The following is a 23,496-nucleotide window of genomic DNA, read 5'->3' on the forward strand; positions in this document are numbered from 1 at the left end:
GATGACGGCAGAAACGAAGCTAAGCGGGTATCTAAAGGAGTCCCTGATTTTTGTGCAGGAGGTTTACGATTCCCGCGAAGAATTATTAGAGCAGGTGTACCAGCGAGCCTATGCACTAGGCTGGGTACGAGAAGATTTTTTAGAACGGATCAAAGAACGGGAAGAAAACTTTCCCACGGGCATTCAGCTGCAGAACTTAGGCGCAGCGATTCCCCATACGGATTCAGAATGTGTATTGAAGGAATTTGTGGCGGTTGTAACCAACGGTCGACCGGTTGTATTTAACAGCATGGAGGATAAAGAGGTTCAGGTGAAAACCGATATTGTCTTTGTTTTAGGCTTAAATCAGCCCCATGCCCAGCTGGAGATGCTGCAATCCTTAATGGGACTATTGCAAAACGAAACCTTATTGTCTGAAATGTTGTTGGCGTCAAATGAAGTGTCGTTGTTAGAAGTCATTAAAAAAAATAACTTATAGAATGGGAGCAATAAAAATGAAAAGAAAAGTAAAAGTATTAGTCGCATGTGGAGCAGGAATCGCAACGTCAACCGTGGTAATGAAAAAGGTAGAGGACTTGTTTGCCCGGAATGATATTCCCGCAGAAATTATCCAAATCAAGATCGCTGAAGCAGCAGCTAAACAAGACGAAGCGGATATCCTGATTTCAACTACGATGTTGCCGACAGAATACAGCATTCCAGCGATTAAAGCGATGGCCTTTTTAACTGGAATTAACACTGAAAAAGTCGAAAATGAAATCTTAGAAGCCGTTAAGGCAGTTCAATAGTGGTATTCCAGCTATTCGGTAATTAAGCAGAGTCGTTTAGCTGGGGATTTTCCACATCAAAAAAGGAATAGTTTTTCATGGAAAAATTTATTCATAAGCACAAATCAAAGGAGGATTTAATTGAATGGATAGCTTAACGAACGTTGTACAAAGTATTTTGAACATGGGTTCAAGTGTTGTGTTGCCGATTATCATGTTTATTGTAGGGATTGTTTTTCGGGTTCCGCTGAAAAAAGCCATTATTTCAGGTCTTACAGTTGGTATCGGGATGATCGGGATTAATCTAGTGATCAATTTATTAACAACAAGTGTTGGTCCTGCAGCACAAGCAATGGTTGAACGTTTTGGGTTAAACTTAACAATCATTGACGCGGGATGGCCAACCGTCGCAGCTGGTACTTGGGCGCAACCAATCGCAGCTGTGATGATTCCAATTATTTTAATTGTGAACCTGATCATGTTAGCAATGAACTGGACGAAAACACTAAATATCGATATTTGGAACTATTGGCACATGAGCGCTGCTGCAGCAACCGGTTATATTGTAACAAATAATTTCCTATTTGGTATCGTTTGCGGGATTATTTATACCGTTTTTGTATTAATTATTGCCGACAAGACAGCACCAAAGATGCAAGAATACTATGGATTGGAAGGCGTCAGCTTACCAACAGGCTCTGCACAAGGCTATGCGGTCTTAGCTATTCCCATCGGTTGGGTAATTGACCGCATCCCTGGCATCAACAAATTAGACGTAAAACCAGAAACAATTCAAAAACGTTTTGGAATTTTTGGCGAACCAATGATCATGGGGATTATCATCGGGGTATTCTTAGGTCTCTTGGGAGGCTATGATATCGCAGGTATTCTGCAAATCGGGATGACCATGGGTGGCGTGATGTTCTTAATGCCGCGGATGGTTAAAATTTTGATGGAAGGTTTAATTCCAATTCAAGAAAGTGCCCAAAAAATGCTGCAAAGCCGTTATGGCGACCGCGAAATTTATTTAGGAATGGACGCGGCCTTGGCGACTGGTTCACCCGCAGCCTTATCAACTGGTCTATTGATGGTACCAATCACGTTGTTCTTAGCAGTTATACTACCAGGAAACCGCGTATTGCCGTTTGGTGATTTAGCAACAATTCCATTCTTTGCTGCTTTAGTTGTACCTAGTCGTAAAGGAAACATTTTACACTCAGTTCTTTCTTTAACTGTCGTGATGGCTGTAGCCTTACTAATGGCTACCGACTTTGCGCCAACTTTAACGACTATGGCAGAAGGAATCGTGGAATTTCCAGAAGGGGCTGCTCAAATCAGTAACTTGGACACCGGCGGAAATATCTTAAACTGGATCTTCTTGAAATTAGCACAGCTAGTGAACTCAGTATTGTAGGAGGCTTTTAGATAAATGAGCGAAATGATGAAAGGTGTCTCAAAGCAGGCACCAGGCTATGACCAAATGGAATTTATTGACTTACCAGTACCTGAAGCATCTGGAGATAAGGTATTAATTAAGGTAGCTTACACGGGAATTTGCGGATCAGATATTCACACCTTTAAAGGGGAATACAAAAATCCCACCACACCAGTGGTTTTAGGCCACGAATTTTCCGGGCAAGTCGTTGCTGCAGGAGACCAAGTGTCAAAAGTAAAAGTCGGCGATCGCGTGACTAGTGAAACAACATTTGCGGTTTGTAACGAATGTGATTACTGCAAAGAAAAACAATACAATCTCTGTCCTAACCGTAAAGGAATCGGAACTCAGCAAAACGGCAGTATGGCCAATTATGTATTAGCCAGAGAAGAAAGCATCCATTTGTTGCCAGATGGATTGAGCTATGAAGGCGCAGCAATGAGTGAACCATTAGCTTGCTGTATTCATGCCATGTACCAAAAAAGCCGCCTGGAATTACAAGACAAAATCATTATCATGGGCCCTGGTCCGATTGGCTTGTTCCTGCTGCAAATTGCTAAAGACATCGGTGCTTTTGTCATCATGACTGGGATTACCAAAGATGCTCACCGTTTAGAGTTAGCAAAAAAAATGGGCGCGGATGTAATTGTCGATACGATGAAGGAAGATTTGGCAAAAGTAGTCGAAGAGGTGACTGATGGCTACGGTGTCGATAAAGTATATGACGCTTCCGGTGCTCTGCCAGCAGTAAATGCCAGCCTGCCGCTGATGCGTAAGCAAGGAATTTTTGTTCAAGTCGGATTATTCCGCGATAAGATGAATGAGCTGGACTTAGAAACCATTATTCAGCGAGAAATCGAGTACGTGGGCAGCCGTTCGCAAAATCCGTATGATTGGCCAATTGCGATTCATTTGTTGGCTAAAGGTGCGATCCACATTGATGAAATGATTACTAAGAAGTACCCGCTGGAAGAATGGCGCACAGCCTTTGATAAGGTGATGGAAGGCAACGAAATTAAAGTCATGATTGAATCCAATCCGGGGGAATTTTAAAGAAAAAGGGCTGTCCGTTTAATTGCAAACTGACAGCCCTTTTAACATCTAATTTTTCAGCAAATGCCCTTTTTCAACTCGATAAGTCTGATCGGCAATATCTAAAGTGGTCTCTCGATGGGAAACGATCAGGAGGGTCTTGTCGGTTAATTTTTTATCCAGCGTGGCAAGAATCGCTTGTTCATTGACGTAATCCAAGTTGCTGGTTGGCTCGTCTAATAGAATCAGCGGCGCATCATAGAGAAACAGACGTGCTAAGCCGATGCGCTGTCGTTCGCCGTCGGAAATATTTCGCGACAGCTGACTTAAGCGGGTTTCGTAACCTTGAGGCAAGGATAAAATCCACTCATGAATCGCAGCATCCTGAGCGGCTTGTTCAATCGCACTTTGGGAAACAGCCCGCTTCATCGAAATATTATTGGCAATCGTATCTTCAAATAGAAAAGTCGTTTGCTCCATCACTCCCTGCAGCTGATGCAAAGCAGGTTCGGTTACCCTTGCTATGGGTAGCTGATTCAATGTTATTTTGCCGTTATCAGGATCCCAATAGCGCATAACTAATTTTAACAACGTACTTTTCCCGCTGCCGCTTTCACCGCTGATGCCAATACGATCCCCTTTGTTTACGTTCAACGAAAGCTGCTGGAGAACTTTTTGCTTTGTTTCGGGATAAGAAAAGGTTACTTGTGCTAACGCTGTTTGCTGGAATTCCGCTGGTTCTTGCCCTTCAGGATCAAACTGAACGCTAGGTGTTACATGCACTAATTGATACAAGCGTCGTCCACTGGAAAAGGTCGTCAGCAAGGCATTGCCCAGATTTCCCAAGGCCAAAACCGGACCAAAGGAACTCAAGCTCAGAACAGCTGCTAATGTAAGAGTCAGCGGATTAGCGATTGAATAAAAACCAAATAACAGAATTCCTAATGTGGTAAAAACTACGACTCCTTCACTAAAAGCCTGTAAGGAACTAGCATGGAGAATGCGTTTTTTGTTTTGCTGATTGAGCCGTTGACTGTCTGACAATAATTGGCCGGTTCTTTGCTGAGCCAGCTGATATTGAGCGATATCTTTTAAGCTGTTCATGTTTTCCATGATGGTTTGATTAACTGCCACAAATGCTGTCTGGTAGTCGTCACCAATTGAACGGTTGCGATTGTAGCTGATTAAAGGAATAATCACACCAATCAGCAGTTGTCCTAAAAGTAAAATCAGTGCCATCCGCCAGTCGAAGAAAGCCATAAAGCCAAATGTAATAACAGTTGTACCTAAAGCAATAAACACCGGTGAAATTGTATGAGCGAAAAAGACTTCCAACGCCTCGACATCGGTAGAAATAGCGGTAATCAAATCACCGCTGTTTTTACCAGAAAGATAAGCAGGTCCCATTTTCCGCAGAGTCGAAAAAATATCTTCGCGAATCAAGGCCAGCAGCCGAAAAGCAATATCATGATTCAAATATTGCTCCGCATAACGAGCCACCCCTCGAAGCACGCCGCAAGCAATTAAGACACCGAGAATGACAGACAGGTTAACTGCTTGCTGGTTCAATAGCCGAAAAACAGTCCAGACAGCGATCATGGAAATCGCCACCACAGAAAGATTGCTTAGGATACCTAAAAAAATCGCAAGGGTCATTTTACCAATAAAAGGTCGAGCGAATCCCAACAGCCAACGAATCAATGAACGATCTTTCATCAGGATAACTCCCCTTTCATCGTTTGATTTTCCTCCAAGAAATAGGCTTTAAAATAATCCGAAGTTTTACGCAGTCCCTCTGGAGCACCGGATTCGATAATCTTCCCATCCTTAAAGACATAGACTTGATCAGCTTGCAGCACGTTGTACATACGGTGGGAAACGAAAATAACGATTTTTTCCTGGGCCAGCTTCTTCAAGGCGGCTAAAATAATTTCTTCACTTTCTAAATCCACGCCGGAAGTAATTTCGTCAAATATATAAAGATCGGCGTCCTTCAACAATGCGCGAGCCAAAATCAAACGTTGACGCTGACCGCCCGAAAGATTGTGACCATTCTCTTCAATCGGCATCGCTAATTTCTCAGATGAGTCAGCAACAAAAGTTTCCAGCTTCACTTTTTTCAGTACGGCCCATAATTCCTCGTCACTGGCATCTGGGTTTGCCAACAGCAGATTGTCCTTTAAGCTGCCCAAATACAAAAAGTCTTTAGTATTTACCAAAACAGCTCGTTCTAAAATCGCTCCTCGGCTAAGGTCGGACAAAGCAAACTGGTTCCACCAAATATCCCCTTGAAATTCATCTAGTTGATTTAACAATAGTTGGGCAAAGGTGCTTTTCCCCGACCCAGATTTTCCTACAAAGGCGGTAAAACAGCCGCGAGAAAAGCGGGCAGAGAGATTAGTCAAGGCAGGTATTTCACCAGAGTATGAAAAACTCAAATTGTCTATCTTTACCTCAGTTAACGGTTCGGTCAGCTGTTGCGAACCAAAGCTGCGTTCAGGCAAATCTAGATAATCGAAAATTTTCTCACAAGAGCTGATACCATTCATAGCTACATGAAACAACGAACCTAATTGTCTCATAGGTAAGAAAAATTCCGCACTTAGCAGGATGAAAACCAGCATTCCATAGAGACTTAACTGCTGTGCTTGGAAGGCAAACAAGGCTAAACCGATCCCTAAAGCAGCCCCACTATAAGATAAAATATCCATAATCGTGATGGAATTTAACTGCATCCCTAACAAACTCATAGTTGCTTTACGAAATCTATTGGCATCGGCGGCTAATTCATGCTGCTTTTGTTCATCTTGATTGTAGGCCTTTAGTACGCTTAAAGCAGCTAAACTTTCATGGAATTTTGTCCCTAAGTTAGTGTAATTGGACCAATATTTGCTTAAGATTCGTTTGGCTATCTTCATCACCAGCATAATAACTAAAGGAATGAAGGGAACACAAATAAGCATCACAATTGCTGGCAAGTGCGCTAGCATGAAAAGATTGATAAATAGAACGACTGATGCAAAAAGACAATAAAAAAGTTGCGGCAAAAACCGCGCATAGTAGGTTTCCAATTGTTCGATCCCATCACCAGAAAGCTGAGTGAGGGCGGTGGCTGACAATTGCTTACGGGTATTTCCAAGGCGAAAGGCTTTTTCCATCACTTTTTGACGCAGAGAAATCCGCAAATTAGCAGAAGCCTGATCAGACAAACCAGCCAAAATCCAGATCAGCAGCAATTTTCCCACTAATGCTAGGAGGATCGGTACTAAAAAAGGCGATAAAGGCGGATAAGTGTCGAGAACACTATTACTAAGAAAATGGGCGATGCTTTTCCAAATAAAAATTGATAATACTAAGCTTCCGCAACGCAGTAAAACTTGCAGCAGTAAAATTTTCTTATCGGTTACTTGAAATAGGCGGCGATCAATCATTTGGTTCACCTAACCCCATTTTCACTTTCTTTGGCTTACGCAAATACCAGCTTAAGCCAATCACATGAGCTACATAAACAATCGCTAAAGTAATCCGCATAATGGTGTTGTCCACTAACAATCCCGGAATCAGAAATACGACTAAGATCATCGCAAACATCTTCAGCATCCCTTTATTCGTGATTTGCTTTTTGACAATCGGCTCTTCTACACAACGCTGGTAAAAGGAGGATTGAATAAAGCGATTATAGTATTTGTCTGAGCTTCGCAGCCAGAAAAAAGCGGTTAACAAATAGAAAACAGTTGTTGGCAAAAACGGCAGAAACATTCCTAACGTTCCAAGAACAAAGGTGACGCTGCCTAAAGAGAAATAGAGAATTTTTTTCATGGAAACCTCCCGAATACAGGAATTTGTGAATTCCTTCTTAAGGCTATAATAATGCAATTGAAAATGATTATCAATCGCATTGTTGCAAAAAGAGGTTTTAAGATAAAATCTGTTGTATTTTCCAGACTCTTAGTGTCTTTTTTTCACGACTTCACGAATTAGTGCACGTTTTTTATCGCGCCGGAAAAAAAGACCGTATTAATTTTTGATGAGAGGGGTCCTATACTAAGAATGTAATCAAGCGGAGGCCTAGAGCAGACGATTTGAAGCTAGGAGTGATTTTATCATTCCAGTATTAGGAAGTAGGAGGAACTAAGCTATGACAGATTGGTTAAACATTGCAGGCAGAAAAGTAATTGTGACAGGCGGATCATCAGGAATTGGTGCCAGTATTGTTGCAGAATTGTTGGAGTCAGGTGTTCAGGTAGCGAATTTTGATTTAAGAGAAGGCCAACAGCAACATGAAAACCTTACATTCTTTGCGACAGATATTTCATCCAGGGAACAGGTTGAGGCAAACGTTGCGAAGGTGGAAGAACAGTTCGGCACAGTTGATGGGTTAGTAAACAATGCTGGAATCAACGTTCCAAGATTATTAGTAGATGCAAAAGAGCCTCATGGCGAATTTGAATTATCCGATGCTATTTTCGACAAGATCTTTGCCATTAACCAAAAGGGCCTCTTCCTAATGAGTCAGGCAGTTGCTAGAATAATGGTAGGGAATAAACGCGGCGTGATTATCAACATGTCTTCTGAAAGCGGAATTGAAGGTTCTGAAGGACAAAGCGCCTATGCAGCAACCAAAGCGGCTGTTAACAGCTACACCCGTTCGTGGGCAAAAGAACTTGGTAAGCAAGGGGTCCGAGTGGTCGGAATTGCTCCTGGTATTATGGAAGAAACTGGCCTTAGAACGATTGAGTATGAAACAGCGTTAGCTTATACTCGCGGAATTACTGTTGATGATCTAAGAAAAAATTACAGCAAAACCACGACCATCCCACTAGGAAGAAGCGGAAAATTAAGCGAAGTAGCAGATCTGGTTTGTTACTATTTGTCGGATCGGGCAAGTTATATCACTGGAGTTACAACCAACGTCGCGGGTGGTAAAACAAGAGGTTAAAGTGAAAGTGGGGTAATAAGATGGCGTTGGTGAATCGTTGGTATCAAGTATTGCAGCATTTTATTACTCAAGATCGGCTGACCTTAGATGAGTTGAAGCTGATCACCGATACAACTTCACAGACAGTCAAAAAAACCATTCAGCTATTGAATGAACAACTGGAACACATTGCAAAAATTGTGGAATCAGCTGGTGTGTATCAATTGAAGATAATTGATTCAAAACAGTTTGAAGAAGTGATGAACGGCAGTTTAAAGCAGGAAATGGATTTCAATTCCAGTTCTAAACGAATCGCTGTGTTAATTGAATGCTTCATTAAAAGCGGGGATTATGTGGTAATTGACGATCTGTCAGAAATGATAGGTGTCAGTCGTTCGACGGTTAATAAGGATTTGCGAAATTTAAAGGCAATCTTAGCTGAGTTCGATCTGTCTTTAATTGGTACACCGAATAAAGGTCTGCTGCTGCAGGGACAAGAAGAAAATTTGCGAATGCTCTATCTGTATCATGCCTATGATTATTTGGATCACAACGGGTTAAACGAAAATCTTCTACTATTAATAGAAGAAATCTCTTTAGCGAAAAAATTGGATTTTCGAACATCGGGTTTACTGAAAAAGGTGATTACTTTAACTTTTGAACGGATCTTAGATGGATACAATCTTTCTGAAGCGATTCCCTATTATGTTAATTACTTTGCCAAGGATCCTCAGCTGGAAGAGCTGTTGGTTACTTTAGAGGAAAGCTACAGTATCACTATTAGCCAGTTTGACTTTGATTTTCTCTGCTTCCCGTTAAACATTTTTAACAACAATGTAGTGGATGATAGTTACTCTGAAAATCAGGAAGTCAAAAGCTTGTTCCAAGTTATGCTGGAGGCGATTCACGAAGCGGTAATTATTTCGATTGACGAAGCTGATTTATTCAACAGCTTAAAGGCACATTTTATGTTTTTAGCCAATCGCATTATTTTCCGGGTGGATGCCTACGATATTTTTGGTCAGGACTTCCGCTTGAAGCATGCTTTTGCTTATGAATTAGCTGACATTGGGATTCAAGCCTTGGCTGACTTTTTAGGAAAACCAAAGCAGGAAACGGAAATTTCTTACTTAGCCATTTATTTTGAATTAGCGTTGAAGGCTGACACCAGTGGGAATTTCAAAGAGATTGCGATTGTTTGCAATACTGGTAAAGGAACGGCATTAATGATTAAACGGCAGTTGGGAAATGTGTTAGGACCGAATATTCGGATTGCTCATTATTCAGAAGAGGAGTACCAGACGACAGATTTGAATCGCTATTTTGCCATATTTACGACAATTCCTCTAGCAGAAACCAAAGTGCCAACTACCTTGATTAAGCTGACTGATTTATTCAATGACAATTGGCTGCTGGGTGAGTGGAAACGAATTATGGCTTCCAAGGCTGCCTCCTTTGAAAACATTCAGTTTTACTTTGAAGACCTGAATGCACAGGCATCCTATGAGGACAACTTGATCCAAATGCTCAATCGATTAGCTGAGGAAAGCTGGGTGGATGAGGAATTTAAGAATTACATTTTGCTGAAAGCACAGGAAGAGTCAGCCGTGATCGAAAACGGCATTGCCTTTCCTCACGGAATCAATAATCAAAGCGATCGAATTATTGTTTCCATCGGCTCTTATCAGGAATTAACCTCCATTGAAGAGATTGAATTGGTTTTCTTAGTAGCCATTCCAGTCGATTTGACGGTGGAAGCAGAGGATGAACTGCTGAGCTTTTACGATACAATCTTTACTATTTCATCCAATCCGCGCTTACGAGCGCAGGTAAGAACGGTTTCTTCTAAAGAAGATTACACGCGCTTGCTGACGAAAGGAGAAGTCTAACATGAATATCTTTTTCTTAGGTGCTATTGCTCTTGTTGCTTATATTGTTCAAATGTTCCTAGGCTTAAAACAAATCAAAAATTTCAATACGGTGTATGGAAGAATGCGGCGTAATGGAAAAGTTGCCATCGGACGAAGACCAGGAAAAATTGCTTCGGGGACCATCCTATTATTTTCTGTCGACGCAACTGGCAAGATCAAGGAAGCGGAAATGATGCAGGGAACTTCGATTCTGGCTCGCTTCAAACCAAGGCCGCAGTTTGCTGGGCTAAATGTTCACGAGTTGAGTGAGGATCATCCGGTATTGTTGAAGGAAAATAAACTAACTCGTCAGGCAGCATTGAATGCGCAGGAAGTTTATCTAAAAGTAGAAAAAGGCAATTACCAAGAGACTAAACCAGTATCGCCGGTGATGAATCTAGGCTTGCAGTTGTCATTAATGAAACAATCAGTTCAAACAAAGTTTACTAAAAGGAGTGTATAAAAATGGATTTTCTAATTAATTTTGCGGAAGGGTTCATGGGACTTTTCCAAACAGGTGCGGAGACATTTATTAGCTGGATGACGGGGATCGTACCAGTCGTATTACTTTTGATGGTGGCAATGAATACCTTGATCGCCTTCTTAGGAGAAGAACGAGTAACCAAAGTAGCGAAGGCATCATCTAAAAACCCACTGACTCGTTACTTAATTTTGCCATTTGTTTCAGCCTTCATGTTGGGCAATCCGATGTCATTTACCATGGCTCGTTTCTTGCCTGAATATTACAAACCAAGCTATTATGCGTCACAAGCGCAATTCTGTCATACAAGCAACGGCGTGTTTCCTCATATTAATCCAGGTGAATTGTTCGTTTGGATGGGGGTTGCTCAAGGGATTACCGCTTTAGGATTGAACTCAATGGAACTTGCGATTCGCTATATGTTAGTAGGGATTGTGATGAACTTTATCGGCGGCTGGGTAACAGACTTTACAACCGCTTTTGTTTGTAAACAACAAGGAATCGAACTTAGCAAAGACGTTGCTAGCGTAGAATAAGACGGAATAAAGGAGAGAATACCATGGCTTATAAAAGTATAAAGATTGTTAAAGGTAACGGCGGATTTGGTGGACCATTAGTAATTACTCCAACCGAAGAAAAACATAAATTTATTTACGTAACCGGCGGCGGTGAAAAACCTGCCATCGTTGATCAAATTGCAGAATTAACTGGAATGGAATCAGTAAATGGCTTTAAAACTTCTATTCCTGATGATGAAATTGCTTTGGCGATTATTGACTGCGGCGGTACCTTGCGCTGCGGGATTTATCCGAAGAAAAACATTCCGACAGTGAATATTGTCCCAACTGGCAAAAGTGGTCCTTTAGCTCAGTATATTAATGAGACTATCTATGTTTCGGCGGTTGGCCCAGAACAAATTACGTTAGCGGACGAAAACGAAGCAACAGTCGCTGCGGGAACCGAAACACCAAAAGAAGAAAAGAAATTCAAGTATTCTACTGATAAAAAGATTACTGAACAACGGGCAGAACAACAAAGCTTCATCGCTAAAATTGGGATGGGTGCTGGTAAAGTCGTAGCAACCTTCAACCAATCAGCGCGTGAAGGTGTGCAGACTATGATTAACACAGTCATTCCCTTCATGGCCTTTGTATCCTTACTGATTGGGATCATTCAAGGTTCCGGCGTGGGTACTGTATTTGCCAATTTGATGAAACCTCTAGCAGGAAATGTCGTAGGACTAATTATCATCGGCTTTATCTGCTCACTGCCTTTCTTATCCCCACTTTTAGGACCTGGCGCGGTTATCAGTCAGATCTTAGGAACGTTGATCGGGGTAGAAATCGGCAAAGGCAATATCCCGCCGCAATTGGCTTTACCTGCATTGTTTGCCATTAATACCCAAAATGCCTGCGACTTTATTCCGGTTGGATTAGGGTTGGAAGAAGCCGAAGCGGAAACAGTAGAAGTCGGCGTGCCATCTGTATTATACTCTCGTTTCTTAAACGGTGCTCCCCGCGTTGTCGTAGCTTGGCTAGCAAGTTTCGGTATGTACAGTTAAACTAGTAGTAGCAAGTAATTAGTTAGGAGAGATGAGAAATGATTTATGAGACGGAAGTAACCAATATTGGGCCTGAAGCAGAAATGTTTCAAGCGGAAAACATGTTGATTTTCTTTGGAGATGAAGCACCAGAAACTTTAGCAGATTACTGCTACAACATTGTGTTGAAGTCATCAACTGGCGAGATCACTCCCGGTATGACCTTCTCCTTTGATGAACAAAGCTACCAGATTACCGCTGTTGGTGATGTGGTGAAGAAAAACTTAGATGATCTAGGCCACATTACTTTACGCTTCGATGGTTCAACCGAGGCTGAATTACCTGGCACCTTGTATGTAGAAGACAAACCAATGCCAACAATTCAGGTTGGTACCAAAATCAGCATTCAATAAGTGATACCTTCTTGGAAAAGTTTTGCATTTTCGATTGAGAAATGTAAGACTTGAACCAAGAAGGTATTTTTTTGATGAGGTGAAAAAGATGAACGTATTAATTATGCCGGATTCCTTTAAGGGAAGTCTTTCGGCGCCAGAAGTTGCAGCGGCGATTCAACAGGGAATGGAAAAAGTTTTACCAAAAGCGGAGTTTCAATTATTGCCAGTTGGCGATGGCGGAGAAGGAACATTAGATGCTTTGATCAGCAGTTTGAATTTGACTACTGCGACAGCGGAAGTCACGGGACCCTTTGGCGAGAAAGTTGCGATGCGCTATGGTTTCAAGGAAAGCCAAGCCTTTTTTGAGATGGCTGATTTGGTGGGACTGCCGAAAATTTCTGAAGAAAAGCGGGCACCGTTGCAGCTGCAGACTAAGGGATTAGGTGAGCTGGTGATTTACTTGATTCAGCAAGGCTTCACTGAAATCGGTATCGGAGTTGGTGGAAGTGCCAGTGTCGATGGCGGCATTGGTTTTGCGGCTGGATTAGGCTATCGCTTTTTGGATGAAAAAGGCGAAGAGCTGTTGCCGATTGGGGCGAATCTTGGGAAGGTTGTAGCTGTAGAAAAACCGCAGTTGGAGTTAGAAAACGTAAAGATCAAGATTATTAACGATGTACAAAATCCTTTATGTGGTGAACAAGGCGCTGCGGCTGTTTTTGGACCGCAAAAGGGTTTAAAACCAGAAGAAATCCCGTTGGTGGATGAGGCGTTACAAAGTTTTTATCAACAAGCAGAATCAGATATTTTATCATTAGCCGGCGCTGGAGCTGGTGGTGGCATGGCCGCCGGAATTACGGCTTTCGCTGGTGGCGAGATTGTTTCAGGGATTGATTATGTATTGGACCTGATGGATTTTGACGAACTCGTGCAAAATGCTGATTTGGTAATTGTTGGGGAAGGGCGGATGGACCAGCAGAGTCTTTCCGGTAAAGCTCCGGTAGGAATTGCTCGTCGCGTGCCAGCGGGAATTCCAGTGGTAGCCATTTGCGGCAGCGTGGATAAAGAATTGACGAATACAGCTGAAGCAGGGATCACGGCAGTATTTCCGATTGTTAGTCAACCGATGGACTTGTCTGAGGCAATTGCTAATACTGAGATCAATTTAAGTCGGACGGCTGAAAATATTGCTAGTCTCTATCACAAATTAGTTGAAAAATTTTAGGCAATCGACGAAACTGTAGAGTGTTGAGTAAATAAGAAAGTAGGGAAAAACAATGCAAGTACAACCTGCACACAACTCAAAATACCAAAACCATTTTTTGATGAACAAAGAAGATGTAAAAGACTATGTAGTAAATGAGTTACATCTTTTTCCAGCGGATCAGATTCTAGAGGTAGCTGAAATTGGTGATGGGAATATTAATTATGTTTTTCGTGTGATGAATCAGACGACGGGTGAAAGTGTCGTGATTAAGCAAGCGGACAAACTGTTGCGTTCTTCTGGTCGGCCTTTGTCGATTGATCGCAGCCGAATTGAAGCCGACATTCTGACCTGGCAAAATGAATTGGCGCCGGATTATGTGCCAACAGTGTTTTACTTTGATACCAATATGTATGCTTTGGTGATGGAAGATATCTCGGATTATCAAAATATGCGTTACCAGTTGATTGATCAAAAGATTTTTCCTAATTTCAGCGAAGAAATTTCTGATTATTTAGTGGAGACGCTGCTGCCGACGACGGATCTGGTGTTGGATCGTGATGTGAAGAAACGCAAGGTTCGCGATTTTATCAATATTGAAATGTCTGATATCAGCGAAGATCTAGTTTTCACCGAGCCCTATAATGATTACAAAGGGCGCAATATATTGACTGCCGGTAACGAAGAATTTGTTGCGGAGAATTTATACCAAAATCTGCCGCTGCAAACGGAAGTGGCCTGGCTGCGGAACAATTTCATGAACAATGCCCAAGCCTTAATTCATGGGGATTTGCATACCGGTTCGATTTTTATTAATCAAACGGGATTGAAGGTGATCGATCCAGAATTTGCATTTTACGGTCCGATTGGCTATGATATCGGCAATGTGCTGGCGCATTTATATTTCCCAGTGGCTAAAAATTTAATGGAGGAACCATCCAATGAAGACTTTCAGCAATGGAGTTTGACCGCTATTCAAGAAGTCTATGATAAAACAAAGGCCAAATTTGAACTAGCCTATGATCAAAAGGTGCAGTGTTCGTTATATCAAAATGAGGCCTTTAAGCAGAGTATGATGGATACTGTTTTTGCGGATGCTTTGGGCTATGCCGGAACAGAATTGATTCGTCGAGTGGTGGGTGATTCGAAGGTGAAGGAACTGTCATTACTGGATGATCACGATGCTCAGCTAAGACTGGAACGACTGTTGATCAAAACCGGAATTCAATTAATTACCGATCGGCGAAAAATCACCAGTGGCCAACAATTGATTCAGCATTTTAATGAGTTGAAGGAGCGATAAACAAATGGAACGACAAGATACAGGCATGCCGACTTTACTGCAATATGAAAATGTTGCCTGGTATGAAGCGGGCAAGGTGCGGATTTTGGACCGCAGAATTTATCCTACCCGGTTGGAATTTGTAGAATGTACCACTTATCAAGAAGTTGCGCAAGCCATCACTGACATGGTGACCCAAAGTGCAGGGCCTTATACGGCAGCCGGGATGGGCATGGCTTTGGCAAGTGAGCAAAGCAAAGAACTGTCTACTGAAGCGCGCATGGATTACTTGAAGAAAGCATCGGAAACAATCGCCAATGCCCGTCCAACCACGGCTAACCGTATGCGCTTGATTACTGAAAAATGTGTCATAGTAGCAGAAGAAGCTTTAGCCAAGGGGGAAGATCCGACTGCGGCTATTAAACAAAATACAGTTGATTCACTAGATCGCCGTTACTTCACAATGGGCAAAGTAGCGAAGTATTTAATCGATAAAATTCCTGATGGCGGGACAGTTTTGACTCAATGTTTTGGGGAAACGATTATCGGAACCTTGTTGCGAGAGGCGAAAAATCAAGGCAAACAGCTGCGTTTTTTCTGTGCTGAGACTCGGCCTTATTTACAGGGAGCACGCTTAACGGCTAGCTGCTGTGCTGAGATGGGCTTTGATACGACCGTTGTTTCCGATAACATGATTGCTTATTTGATGACTCATGAAAAAATCGATATCTACACTTCGGCGGCTGATACAATTGCTCAAGATGGCTACATTGCCAACAAAGTGGGTACGTATCAGATTGCTTTGTTAGCCAATCGTTTTGGGATTCCTTACTTTGTTACGGGGATTCCGGATACGGATAAGAAAACCCATGAAAGTATTAAGATCGAGATGCGGGATCCGGAACAAGTTTTGGAAATGAATGGGATCAAGCATACGTTGCCGGGGGTTAAGGCGATTTATCCGTCATTTGATGTGACGCCGCCTGAGTTAATCGGCGGAATTGTGACCGATCGTGGGGTTTTCTCACCTTATGATTTGGCCAGCTACATGAAAGTTAACCCAGAAAATACATTTTATTAAGGATGGAAGATAGATGAACTATTTAAAAGAGCGGGAATTAGTTGTCGAGTACGGCAAGAAGCTGATTACTGAAGGCTTGACTACGGGTACTGGCGGCAATATCAGCGTCTATTTACGAGACGAACAGGTGATGCTGATCAGTCCTAGCGGGATTCCTTATTTTGATACCCGAATGGAAGATATTGTTGTGATGGATCTTGAAGGCAATGTGGTAGAAGGAACGCGGAAGCCTTCGAGTGAATATGACTTGCATGCGATCTTTTACCGAAATCGGCCGGATGTGAATAGCGTAGTCCACACCCATTCTGAGTATGCAACTACCTTCGCATGCTTGCATCAAGAGATTGAGCCGCTGCATTATATCATCGGTTCGATTGGCGAAAAAGTTCGCTGCTGTGACTACAAAACCTTCGGCAGTTATGAATTAGCAGAAGAAGCCTACCACGCGATTAAGCAGGACAAAGGTATTTTATTAGGTAATCATGGAGTATTAACCATCGGCGGCAGCTTATCAGACGCCTTTGAAGCTGCTAAAGATATTGAGTTTATCGCAAAATTAAATTACCGGGCTCGCTGCATCGGCACTCCTGTTTTATTGAACAAGGAACAGTTGCAAGAAGCGGTTGAAAAGTTCGGCACATACGGCCAGCAGTAATAGACGGCCAAAAGAAAGGCTCTCATTAACAGAGAATTTTTGTTAATGGGAGCTTTTTTCTATTTGTTTAATTAATAAAAATAACTTGCTGGGATAGCTATTTATATAGTAGAGAATAACCTAAACGCATCACAGCGCTTACATTTTTGCACAAAAAAGTGGCAACAATCTCTACTTATCAAGAATTGCTGCCGACTATATACTTTGTTTAGACGAGGGGATAAGAAATGAAAGATCGAACACGGACCATCCTAAAACTTTTTATAACTACTGAGTATCCTTTAGACCTGCAGGCGCTGGAGGAAAAATTTCATATCAGTGCTCGAACAATTCGCAATGAGCTAAAGGAGATCAATGAATTTTTAGTTAACGAAAAGCTCCCTGAAATTGAGAACGTTCGCAAAAAAGGCTACCAGCTGGTTTTAACCAAGGAACAGCTGAACCGGCTGAACGAATTCACTAAGAAGGTGGATACGCCGGATTACCTGGAACGTGAAAATCGGATTTTTGATTTGATTCTAGCTTTTTCTTTAGGCAAACGACCGGTTTTTCTCTATCAGAAGGAAGAAGAGTATGTCATTTCCAAAAGTACCTTGGATGAAGATATGCGGCGGGTTCGCGCCACTTTGCAAAGCTATGGGATCGAAGTACTAAGTATTCCCAAGCAAGGGATTGTCCTGCGGGGAGCAGAACGATCGATTCGCACCATGATTTACGACATTATCAACCACACCGTTGGGATGATTGATCCAGCCAAAGAACAATTTTCCTCGTTAAACCGTTCGATTCTGGATCGTTATATTCCCATTCAGCTGCTGCAAAAGCTGGATCAGCTGCATGATCAGTCGGTCTCGTCAGTGGAAGACAATATTTATCGTAATCAGCTGATTGTTTTTACTGCTGTTTGGCTTAGTCGTTACATGCGGCAGGATTTGATCGCCAGCACGACCTGGGAGGTTGTCGATACACCACAAAGTGAAATTCGCGATTACGTGAATGCCATTTGTGAAACCTTCGCCATTCGTCCGCCGGAAATTGAAATTAAGTACATTGTGTTCATGCTGAACACTTTCAACTCCCGCGACATGCATAATTCCATCGAGTGGGTACAGGCTCAGCTCTTGTCGATTCAGATGATTCAATTTGTCGAAAAGCAAACCAAGATTCCTTTTTCTCGTAAGGAAGAAGTTTTGCAGGAGGGGCTGTATAAGCACATTGCTGGCTTAATCAATCGCGTGAGAAATGATGTTCAAATCGTTAATCCGTTGAAGGAAAACATCCAAAAGAATTACGGCAATATTTACACCGCCATCCATCAGTTCACACCAGAGATTGAGAAATGGACCATCAAAAAATTGAGTGACGATGAGATCGCCTTTCTAACCATTCACTTTTCTACTTCGGTTAGTGCGATTAATCAGGATTTGCATTATGTCTACAAGGCTGTTGTGATTTGCAACCACGGGATGGCTACCGGAAAGCTTCTATCAGAAAACCTAAAGGAGCTTTTCAATATCGAGGTGCTAGCAGTTTTAAGCTCACGGGAAATTGATCTAATCGAGAAATTGGATGTGGATCTAGTCTTTTCGACAGTCCAGGTTACCTATGACAAGAAACCGCTGCTGGAGCTGGACCCGATTATTAAGGAAGAAAGCAAAAAACGGATTCAGCACTTTTTAAACGAGAACAGCAAGTACAAGCGTTTAATTAACAATTCGAATGACTCCACTCGCCTGTTTTATTCTTTGATCGATATTATCGAAAAAAGTCAGGGCAAGGTGAATGGTGAAATTTATAAAGAGTTAGAACTAATCTTTGATCAAAATCATTTAGTGATCAATAAAAAGGAGATTCAGCCGATGTTGAAAGATGTATTGAAGGATAGTGCGATTTTGTTGAATCAGCCCGTCGCTGACTGGGAAGAAGCAATTGAAAATGTCGCCGAGCCTTTATTGAAGGAAGCCGTGATTGAAAAAAGTTATGTCCAAGCCATGATTGATTCGGTGAAGGAATTTGGGCCGTATATTGTGATCGGCAAGCACATTGCCTTAGCTCATGCCCGTCCCGAGGATGGTGTAAACAAGCTGGGACTAAGTGTGGCTACCTTGAAGGAGCCGATTGAATTTGGCAACGATCTAAACGATCCAGTAAAAATTGTTTTTTGCTTAGCCGCCGTTGATTCCTTCTCCCACCTGAACATTATGAAAGGTTTAGTGGAGTTAATCAATGACGAAGACAAAATTGATCGGTTGAGTGAATATACCGATATCGAAGAATTCAAAGCAGCATTATTTAGTGAACCAGGGAATTAATTATTTAAAACATAGAATGGAGAGAAATGATTATGGGAAAAAGAGTAGAGATTTTATTTGTATGTGGTGCCGGTTTAGGAAGCAGCTTTGCGGCTCAAATGGCAGCAGAGGATGTATTGAACGCACATAATGTAGATGCAAAATTGGATCACGTGGATATTTCAACGGCAGCATCGGTTCAGCCAGACATTATCATTACGGCGCAAAATTTTAAATCGCAGTTTGAAAAATTTTCAATTGATGAAAGCAAAACGTCAGTGGTCTTCTTGAAGAACATTGTCTCAAAAGCGGAAATTGAAGAAAAATTATTACCGGTTTTAGAAGCAAAAGGTGCTTTGTAAAAAATAGAATAAAGGGGACAAAAAAATGGGTGTAGTTAATTTTATTATTCAGAACATTTTGACACAAGCTTCAATCACTATCGCACTAATCGCCATGCTGGGTCTAGTGCTGCAAAAGAAATCCGTTGGGATGGTCATTTCCGGAACGTTGAAGACCTTGCTGGGCTTCCAAGTATTGAGTGCTGGTTCTAGTATTATCGTGGGCAGCTTAACCTACTTTGGGGAAATCTTTACGGCCGGCTTCCATATGCAGGGGATTATTCCTTCCATTGAAGCAATTAACGGACAAGCGATGAATGAATTAGGTTTAGGCCGCGACATCGCGTTAACCTTCTTAGCAATTTTTGTTTTTAATATTATCATTGCCCGCTTCACGAAATGGAAATATATCTTCTTAACTGGACAAGCGATTTTATGGATGGCTACGATGACGACAGTCTTCGGATTCTTCTCAGGTTTACGAGGAATTGTTTTGATTCTAGTAGGTGGGTTCGTTGGTGCTGTCTTCGCAGTGGCAATGCCGGCGATTGCTCAACCGATCATTCGCAAAATTACCGGATCAAACGATATTGCCTTGGGTCACTTCTGTACCATTGGTTATATGTTTGAAGCGGGCGTTGCTTATATCTTCGGTGAAAAAGGCGAAAATAAAAAATCAATCGAAGATATCAATATGCCAAAATCTTTTGAATTCTTACAAGACACTTACTTATCAGTAATGGTAGTAATGGTGCCGTTGTACATCATCACTGCAGCCTTTGCTGGAGCAGGTGCGGTGGATACAGGTTCACAGCACTACTTGATGTTTGCCTTTTTACAAGCTATTCAATTTGTTGTTGGGGTTTACGTTCTACTATCAGGTGTTCGTCTGTTGTTAGGTGAAATTGTACCAGCCTTCCGTGGTATTGCGATGAAGCTAGTACCAAATGCGATTCCCGCTTTGGACTGCCCGGTATTCTTCCCTTACTCGCCAAATGCAGTAATTTTAGGCTTCATTACAACAACGATCGGAACCATTATTGCGATGTTTGTTCTGCCTATGTTCGGCTTAGCAATGATCTTGCCAGGTATGTTAACTAACTTCTTCGCCGGTGGTACAGCAGGTATCTTCGGTAATGCAGTCGGCGGACGTCGTGGTGCAATTATTGGTGGTATCGCTCACGGATTCTTTATCACGCTGCTGCCAGCATTATTGGTAACGATCTTCAATCAAATGGGCTTCATCAATGCAACGGCAACCGATGTTGATACTGTTACTGTAGCCTTGTTATACGCATGGATTTTAAGTCCAATCCTGAAAGCATTTTAGGCGAACGGAAAGGAGCACATCATGTTTGGATTTTTGAAAAAGAAAGATAAAAAGGCCAAGGTGGAAGAAGTTGTTGAACCTACCTTAACCGAAGAAGAAAAACAAACGCTCAACAATCAGATTCAAGACTTAACTAAGCAAATTGAGGCGGCTGATCCGGAAGAAAAAGAAGCCATGGCTAAATTATACGAACAACTAGGCTTAGCCTATGCCCAACTAGATGACACCGATCAGGCCATCAAAGCTTTGGAAACCAGCCTTGATTACAAATTAACCATCAAAGACGGCTACAAAAAATTGATGAGTCTTTACAATGCTAAGCGGGCAGAAGCTGCCCGCAACGGCGATGATGCCGGTATCGATTATTACATGAACAAGATGGACGACATGCGACAAATTGCTAAAAAAGTCACTATCAGTGGCTAAAAATAGAAAAGAAGGTAATGGATAGATGTATAAAACATTAAAAGAAGTAACACAAACAGCAACAGAATTGAACATGACAGTTGGGGCTTTTAACACCCACAACTTAGAAATGCTGCCAGAAATGATCCGAGCGGCTAAAGAAATGGGCGCACCAATCATCATTCAAACAAGTATTGATACAGCTAAATACATCGGCTACAAAGTAATGGTGGCTGTAGCTAAAGAAATCGCTGAAGATGAAATGGTAGACGTCTGCCTGCATTTGGACCACGCCCGCGACTTTGATGAAATCAAAGCGGCGATTGATGCTGGTTACTCTAGTGTCATGTACGATGGCTCACATTTACCTTTCAAAGAAAATATTGCCAAAACCAAAGCAGTTGTTGAATATGCTCACGCTCACGGCGCTTCAGTGGAAGGCGAGCTTGGAACCATCGGCGGAACCGAAGAAGGTATTTCCGTTGCTGAAGACGACAAAGTTTATACGAAACCAGAAGATGCAGTGGAATTTGTTAAACATACTGGCGTTGATGCTTTGGCAATTGCAATCGGTACAAACCACGGCCAATTCAAATCAAAAACCGAAGTGAACATTCCATTACTAAAAGAAATTCACGCGGTTGTTGATATTCCGTTAGTTGTTCATGGTGGAACCGGAGTAAAAGAAGAAGACTATCCTGAATTAATCAACCACGGCATCCGCAAATTCAATGTCGGTACAGAATTGTTAGTCAACTGGACAAAAACTGCGAAAGAATCATTTAGCGAAACCGAAGTCAACAAATCATTGCGTCACAATGTGATTCCTGCAAACATGAAAGTCAAAGAAATCGTTAAACACAAAATCGGACTATTTATGAATTCAGATAGCCCATTATCTATGAAAAAATAGTATGAAGAAGTATTTGATTTTACTTGCAGGAAGTCCGGCAACTGGCAAAACCTATTTAATCAATGAAATCAAAAAAGTCATTCCGGAGTTGTTTGTTCTAACTCCGGATGAAGGCAAAGAAATTTTAGCTGATTCAGTGGGTTTTGATAATGCCGCCGAAAAAGCTGAATTGGAAAAACGGGTCTGGAAATTTTACTATGGGGTGCTGGATTTGTATATGGAAGCTGGCAAACGAGTGATTCTGTCGGAGTATCCGTTTAGTGCTAAGCAAGCGGATAAGCTGCAGGGGTTAGCTGAAAAGTATGACTACCAAGTAATTACGGTGCGATTAGTTGCTGACTTTGATGTATTGTGGCAGCGGCGGAAAGTTCGTGATGTGGAAAACGATCGTCATTTAAGTCATATCATGACCCACTATCATTTTGGCGATCAGTTAGCAGACCGTACCCAGGCGGATGCCATCATTACCGAAGAAGAATTCCGTCAGGTGATCCAAGATCGGGGCTATAATCAGTTCCAATTAGGGGAATTGGTGGAGTTTGATGTTTCGGATTTTAGCAAAGTGGATTATCAGCCGTTTATCCAGAGGTTGAAAGAACGGATAGAGGATAATTGGTAATTTAATAATAACTTAGTTAAGTGGAAAAATCAGAGAGGCATATCATTATGTATTCTCTGATTTTTTTTGCCGTTTTATGAAAGACAATGAATGAGCTGCTAAGCACTTTGAATCTTTCTTAGAAGGATAGAAAATATGTCTAGAGAGTGAAGCAAGAGAATTGTCGATTTTATCGATGAATGCCAATCTAAGACGAATCGCATATCTACAATGGTTGGAATTAATAGAGCTTTTTCACGTTTGTAATTGACTATGCCCAAAGTTTATTATCGATATAAAATAACAAATTTTATCGAATGGCCTTTGAATTAATTGGTGGAGCGTATCTTTTTTCTTCTTAAAAGTGATAACTCGCAAGGATGAAAGGTTTGATTGAATGATAACGCAGTTTCTGAAATTTTTCTGTATCTATTCAGCACCCTGTGCGATTAAAGAACGTTGAACCTCTTGATTCGATGGAACACCTCTCCCTACATTTTTGCAGATATTCTCATCGAAAAAATAATTAATTTGAATTTTTGTTTATCGTATATATTATGAATTAACGTTGACACGTATAAAATATTAAAGTATGCTGATAATAAGATAAGCCTGAAACACTGAAATGTTACCCGATAATAATTTATTTCGTTATTACAAATTAATATTTTGCATATTTTTGTTTAGGCGAATATTTTTATAACAAAAGAGTGTTTGTCACTATTTTTTTGTTGCATTTCGAAGAAGATGATATAGATGCAAGCGATTATTAAAGGAAGTGTAATAAACGTAGTCCTCTAGTACATATTGCCAAAAGGCTCAATCGTTTTAAAACCTTTCAATTCCTATATTTTGATTCGCAATAAATATCAGCAACTTTTTCTAACTTGAATAGGTGATCAAGACTAGTTTCATCCGGAG

Annotated in this window: 23 protein-coding genes; 20 read left to right on the forward strand and 3 right to left on the reverse strand. The window is 41.5% G+C overall.

The features are described 5' to 3' along the window. Window position 1 precedes the first annotated feature (1 nt). The 4 genes from JZO70_RS09540 to JZO70_RS09555 all read left to right on the forward strand — a co-directional run bounded on the left by JZO70_RS09540 (window position 2) and on the right by JZO70_RS09555 (window position 3,255). Window positions 2-478, forward strand: a complete 477-nt coding sequence (locus tag JZO70_RS09540; RefSeq protein ID WP_207673331.1) for a PTS sugar transporter subunit IIA — start codon at window positions 2-4, stop codon at window positions 476-478. Between the two features lie 16 nt (window positions 479-494). Next, a complete protein-coding gene (locus tag JZO70_RS09545) occupies window positions 495-788 on the forward strand; it encodes a PTS sugar transporter subunit IIB (protein ID WP_207673332.1) in 294 nt (97 codons plus the stop codon). 124 nt (window positions 789-912) lie between these two features. Further along, entirely contained in the window at window positions 913-2,181 is a 1,269-nt protein-coding gene (locus tag JZO70_RS09550) for a PTS galactitol transporter subunit IIC (RefSeq protein WP_207673333.1), read from the forward strand. Window positions 2,182-2,196: 15 nt separating this feature from the next. Further along, on the forward strand, window positions 2,197-3,255 hold the full coding sequence (locus tag JZO70_RS09555; protein WP_207673334.1) for a zinc-binding dehydrogenase: 1,059 nt from the start codon (window positions 2,197-2,199) through the stop codon (window positions 3,253-3,255). A 48-nt stretch (window positions 3,256-3,303) separates the two neighbouring features. Here JZO70_RS09555 and JZO70_RS09560 read toward each other — a convergent pair whose 3' ends face one another. The 3 genes from JZO70_RS09560 to JZO70_RS09570 are packed head-to-tail and all read right to left on the reverse strand — an operon-like array spanning window position 3,304 to window position 7,053. Further along, window positions 3,304-4,950 (reverse strand): amino acid ABC transporter ATP-binding/permease protein, encoded by a 1,647-nt coding sequence (locus JZO70_RS09560; RefSeq protein WP_207673335.1) that lies wholly within the window; start codon window positions 4,948-4,950, stop codon window positions 3,304-3,306. Next, window positions 4,950-6,665: an ABC transporter ATP-binding protein/permease gene (locus JZO70_RS09565; RefSeq protein WP_207673336.1), complete on the reverse strand. Its 1,716-nt coding sequence runs from the start codon at window positions 6,663-6,665 to the stop codon at window positions 4,950-4,952. Before JZO70_RS09565 ends, JZO70_RS09560 begins: the two co-directional genes overlap by 1 nt. Next, window positions 6,658-7,053, reverse strand: a complete 396-nt coding sequence (locus tag JZO70_RS09570) for a YbaN family protein (protein WP_207673337.1) — start codon at window positions 7,051-7,053, stop codon at window positions 6,658-6,660. The genes JZO70_RS09565 and JZO70_RS09570 overlap by 8 nt, the downstream gene beginning before the upstream one ends. A gap of 319 nt (window positions 7,054-7,372) precedes the next feature. On the opposite strand from JZO70_RS09570, the gene JZO70_RS09575 reads away from it, so the two are divergent. The 16 genes from JZO70_RS09575 to JZO70_RS09650 all read left to right on the forward strand — a co-directional run bounded on the left by JZO70_RS09575 (window position 7,373) and on the right by JZO70_RS09650 (window position 22,596). Further along, on the forward strand, window positions 7,373-8,173 hold the full coding sequence (locus JZO70_RS09575; RefSeq protein WP_207673338.1) for an SDR family oxidoreductase: 801 nt from the start codon (window positions 7,373-7,375) through the stop codon (window positions 8,171-8,173). 20 nt (window positions 8,174-8,193) lie between these two features. Beyond that, window positions 8,194-10,041 carry a BglG family transcription antiterminator gene (locus tag JZO70_RS09580; protein ID WP_207673339.1) on the forward strand — a complete coding sequence of 616 codons (1,848 nt, stop codon included), beginning with the start codon at window positions 8,194-8,196 and terminating at the stop codon, window positions 10,039-10,041. A gap of 1 nt (window position 10,042) precedes the next feature. After that, window positions 10,043-10,525: a transcriptional regulator GutM gene (locus tag JZO70_RS09585; RefSeq protein WP_207673340.1), complete on the forward strand. Its 483-nt coding sequence runs from the start codon at window positions 10,043-10,045 to the stop codon at window positions 10,523-10,525. Between the two features lie 2 nt (window positions 10,526-10,527). Next, on the forward strand, window positions 10,528-11,079 hold the full coding sequence (gene srlA / locus JZO70_RS09590) for a PTS glucitol/sorbitol transporter subunit IIC (protein WP_207673341.1): 552 nt from the start codon (window positions 10,528-10,530) through the stop codon (window positions 11,077-11,079). 23 nt (window positions 11,080-11,102) lie between these two features. Then, window positions 11,103-12,104 carry a PTS glucitol/sorbitol transporter subunit IIB gene (gene srlE / locus JZO70_RS09595; protein ID WP_207673342.1) on the forward strand — a complete coding sequence of 334 codons (1,002 nt, stop codon included), beginning with the start codon at window positions 11,103-11,105 and terminating at the stop codon, window positions 12,102-12,104. A 38-nt stretch (window positions 12,105-12,142) separates the two neighbouring features. Continuing rightward, window positions 12,143-12,496 carry a PTS glucitol/sorbitol transporter subunit IIA gene (locus JZO70_RS09600; protein WP_207673343.1) on the forward strand — a complete coding sequence of 118 codons (354 nt, stop codon included), beginning with the start codon at window positions 12,143-12,145 and terminating at the stop codon, window positions 12,494-12,496. Window positions 12,497-12,584: 88 nt separating this feature from the next. Further along, complete coding sequence (locus tag JZO70_RS09605) at window positions 12,585-13,700, forward strand: glycerate kinase (protein WP_207673344.1); 1,116 nt, start codon at window positions 12,585-12,587, stop codon at window positions 13,698-13,700. Between the two features lie 52 nt (window positions 13,701-13,752). Then, complete coding sequence (gene mtnK / locus JZO70_RS09610; RefSeq protein ID WP_207673345.1) at window positions 13,753-14,982, forward strand: S-methyl-5-thioribose kinase; 1,230 nt, start codon at window positions 13,753-13,755, stop codon at window positions 14,980-14,982. 4 nt (window positions 14,983-14,986) lie between these two features. Next, window positions 14,987-16,042 (forward strand): S-methyl-5-thioribose-1-phosphate isomerase, encoded by a 1,056-nt coding sequence (locus JZO70_RS09615; protein ID WP_207673346.1) that lies wholly within the window; start codon window positions 14,987-14,989, stop codon window positions 16,040-16,042. 13 nt (window positions 16,043-16,055) lie between these two features. Next, a complete protein-coding gene (locus tag JZO70_RS09620; protein WP_207673347.1) occupies window positions 16,056-16,697 on the forward strand; it encodes an L-fuculose-phosphate aldolase in 642 nt (213 codons plus the stop codon). 227 nt (window positions 16,698-16,924) lie between these two features. Then, window positions 16,925-19,009, forward strand: coding sequence for a BglG family transcription antiterminator (locus tag JZO70_RS09625; RefSeq protein ID WP_207673348.1), 2,085 nt, complete (start codon window positions 16,925-16,927; stop codon window positions 19,007-19,009). Window positions 19,010-19,041: 32 nt separating this feature from the next. Beyond that, a complete protein-coding gene (locus tag JZO70_RS09630) occupies window positions 19,042-19,350 on the forward strand; it encodes a PTS sugar transporter subunit IIB (protein WP_207673349.1) in 309 nt (102 codons plus the stop codon). Window positions 19,351-19,375: 25 nt separating this feature from the next. After that, the gene (locus tag JZO70_RS09635) at window positions 19,376-20,659 is read left to right on the forward strand and encodes a PTS sugar transporter subunit IIC (protein WP_207673350.1); all 1,284 of its coding nucleotides are present in this window, start codon (window positions 19,376-19,378) and stop codon (window positions 20,657-20,659) included. 21 nt (window positions 20,660-20,680) lie between these two features. Next, window positions 20,681-21,085, forward strand: a complete 405-nt coding sequence (locus JZO70_RS09640) for a tetratricopeptide repeat protein (RefSeq protein WP_207673351.1) — start codon at window positions 20,681-20,683, stop codon at window positions 21,083-21,085. A gap of 25 nt (window positions 21,086-21,110) precedes the next feature. Further along, window positions 21,111-21,977, forward strand: a complete 867-nt coding sequence (locus tag JZO70_RS09645) for a class II fructose-bisphosphate aldolase (RefSeq protein ID WP_207673352.1) — start codon at window positions 21,111-21,113, stop codon at window positions 21,975-21,977. A gap of 1 nt (window position 21,978) precedes the next feature. Next, window positions 21,979-22,596 carry an AAA family ATPase gene (locus JZO70_RS09650; RefSeq protein ID WP_207673353.1) on the forward strand — a complete coding sequence of 206 codons (618 nt, stop codon included), beginning with the start codon at window positions 21,979-21,981 and terminating at the stop codon, window positions 22,594-22,596. The last annotated feature ends 900 nt before the right edge of the window (window positions 22,597-23,496 follow it).

It is taken from the genome of Candidatus Enterococcus moelleringii, assembly GCF_017377575.1.
In the GTDB taxonomy this organism is placed as follows: Bacteria; Bacillota; Bacilli; order Lactobacillales; family Enterococcaceae; genus Enterococcus_A; species Enterococcus_A moelleringii.

What these genes read in the sequence shown, in the direction of transcription:
- JZO70_RS09540 (WP_207673331.1), top strand. Translation starts at nt 2, where the DNA reads ATGACGGCAGAAACGAAGCTAAGCGGGTATCTAAAGGAGTCCCTGATT.
- JZO70_RS09545 (WP_207673332.1), top strand. Translation starts at nt 495, where the DNA reads ATGAAAAGAAAAGTAAAAGTATTAGTCGCATGTGGAGCAGGAATCGCA.
- JZO70_RS09550 (WP_207673333.1), top strand. Translation starts at nt 913, where the DNA reads ATGGATAGCTTAACGAACGTTGTACAAAGTATTTTGAACATGGGTTCA.
- JZO70_RS09555 (WP_207673334.1), top strand. Translation starts at nt 2,197, where the DNA reads ATGAGCGAAATGATGAAAGGTGTCTCAAAGCAGGCACCAGGCTATGAC.
- JZO70_RS09560 (WP_207673335.1), bottom strand. Translation starts at nt 4,950, where the DNA reads ATGAAAGATCGTTCATTGATTCGTTGGCTGTTGGGATTCGCTCGACCT.
- JZO70_RS09565 (WP_207673336.1), bottom strand. Translation starts at nt 6,665, where the DNA reads ATGATTGATCGCCGCCTATTTCAAGTAACCGATAAGAAAATTTTACTG.
- JZO70_RS09570 (WP_207673337.1), bottom strand. Translation starts at nt 7,053, where the DNA reads ATGAAAAAAATTCTCTATTTCTCTTTAGGCAGCGTCACCTTTGTTCTT.
- JZO70_RS09575 (WP_207673338.1), top strand. Translation starts at nt 7,373, where the DNA reads ATGACAGATTGGTTAAACATTGCAGGCAGAAAAGTAATTGTGACAGGC.
- JZO70_RS09580 (WP_207673339.1), top strand. Translation starts at nt 8,194, where the DNA reads ATGGCGTTGGTGAATCGTTGGTATCAAGTATTGCAGCATTTTATTACT.
- JZO70_RS09585 (WP_207673340.1), top strand. Translation starts at nt 10,043, where the DNA reads ATGAATATCTTTTTCTTAGGTGCTATTGCTCTTGTTGCTTATATTGTT.
- srlA (WP_207673341.1), top strand. Translation starts at nt 10,528, where the DNA reads ATGGATTTTCTAATTAATTTTGCGGAAGGGTTCATGGGACTTTTCCAA.
- srlE (WP_207673342.1), top strand. Translation starts at nt 11,103, where the DNA reads ATGGCTTATAAAAGTATAAAGATTGTTAAAGGTAACGGCGGATTTGGT.
- JZO70_RS09600 (WP_207673343.1), top strand. Translation starts at nt 12,143, where the DNA reads ATGATTTATGAGACGGAAGTAACCAATATTGGGCCTGAAGCAGAAATG.
- JZO70_RS09605 (WP_207673344.1), top strand. Translation starts at nt 12,585, where the DNA reads ATGAACGTATTAATTATGCCGGATTCCTTTAAGGGAAGTCTTTCGGCG.
- mtnK (WP_207673345.1), top strand. Translation starts at nt 13,753, where the DNA reads ATGCAAGTACAACCTGCACACAACTCAAAATACCAAAACCATTTTTTG.
- JZO70_RS09615 (WP_207673346.1), top strand. Translation starts at nt 14,987, where the DNA reads ATGGAACGACAAGATACAGGCATGCCGACTTTACTGCAATATGAAAAT.
- JZO70_RS09620 (WP_207673347.1), top strand. Translation starts at nt 16,056, where the DNA reads ATGAACTATTTAAAAGAGCGGGAATTAGTTGTCGAGTACGGCAAGAAG.
- JZO70_RS09625 (WP_207673348.1), top strand. Translation starts at nt 16,925, where the DNA reads ATGAAAGATCGAACACGGACCATCCTAAAACTTTTTATAACTACTGAG.
- JZO70_RS09630 (WP_207673349.1), top strand. Translation starts at nt 19,042, where the DNA reads ATGGGAAAAAGAGTAGAGATTTTATTTGTATGTGGTGCCGGTTTAGGA.
- JZO70_RS09635 (WP_207673350.1), top strand. Translation starts at nt 19,376, where the DNA reads ATGGGTGTAGTTAATTTTATTATTCAGAACATTTTGACACAAGCTTCA.
- JZO70_RS09640 (WP_207673351.1), top strand. Translation starts at nt 20,681, where the DNA reads ATGTTTGGATTTTTGAAAAAGAAAGATAAAAAGGCCAAGGTGGAAGAA.
- JZO70_RS09645 (WP_207673352.1), top strand. Translation starts at nt 21,111, where the DNA reads ATGTATAAAACATTAAAAGAAGTAACACAAACAGCAACAGAATTGAAC.
- JZO70_RS09650 (WP_207673353.1), top strand. Translation starts at nt 21,979, where the DNA reads ATGAAGAAGTATTTGATTTTACTTGCAGGAAGTCCGGCAACTGGCAAA.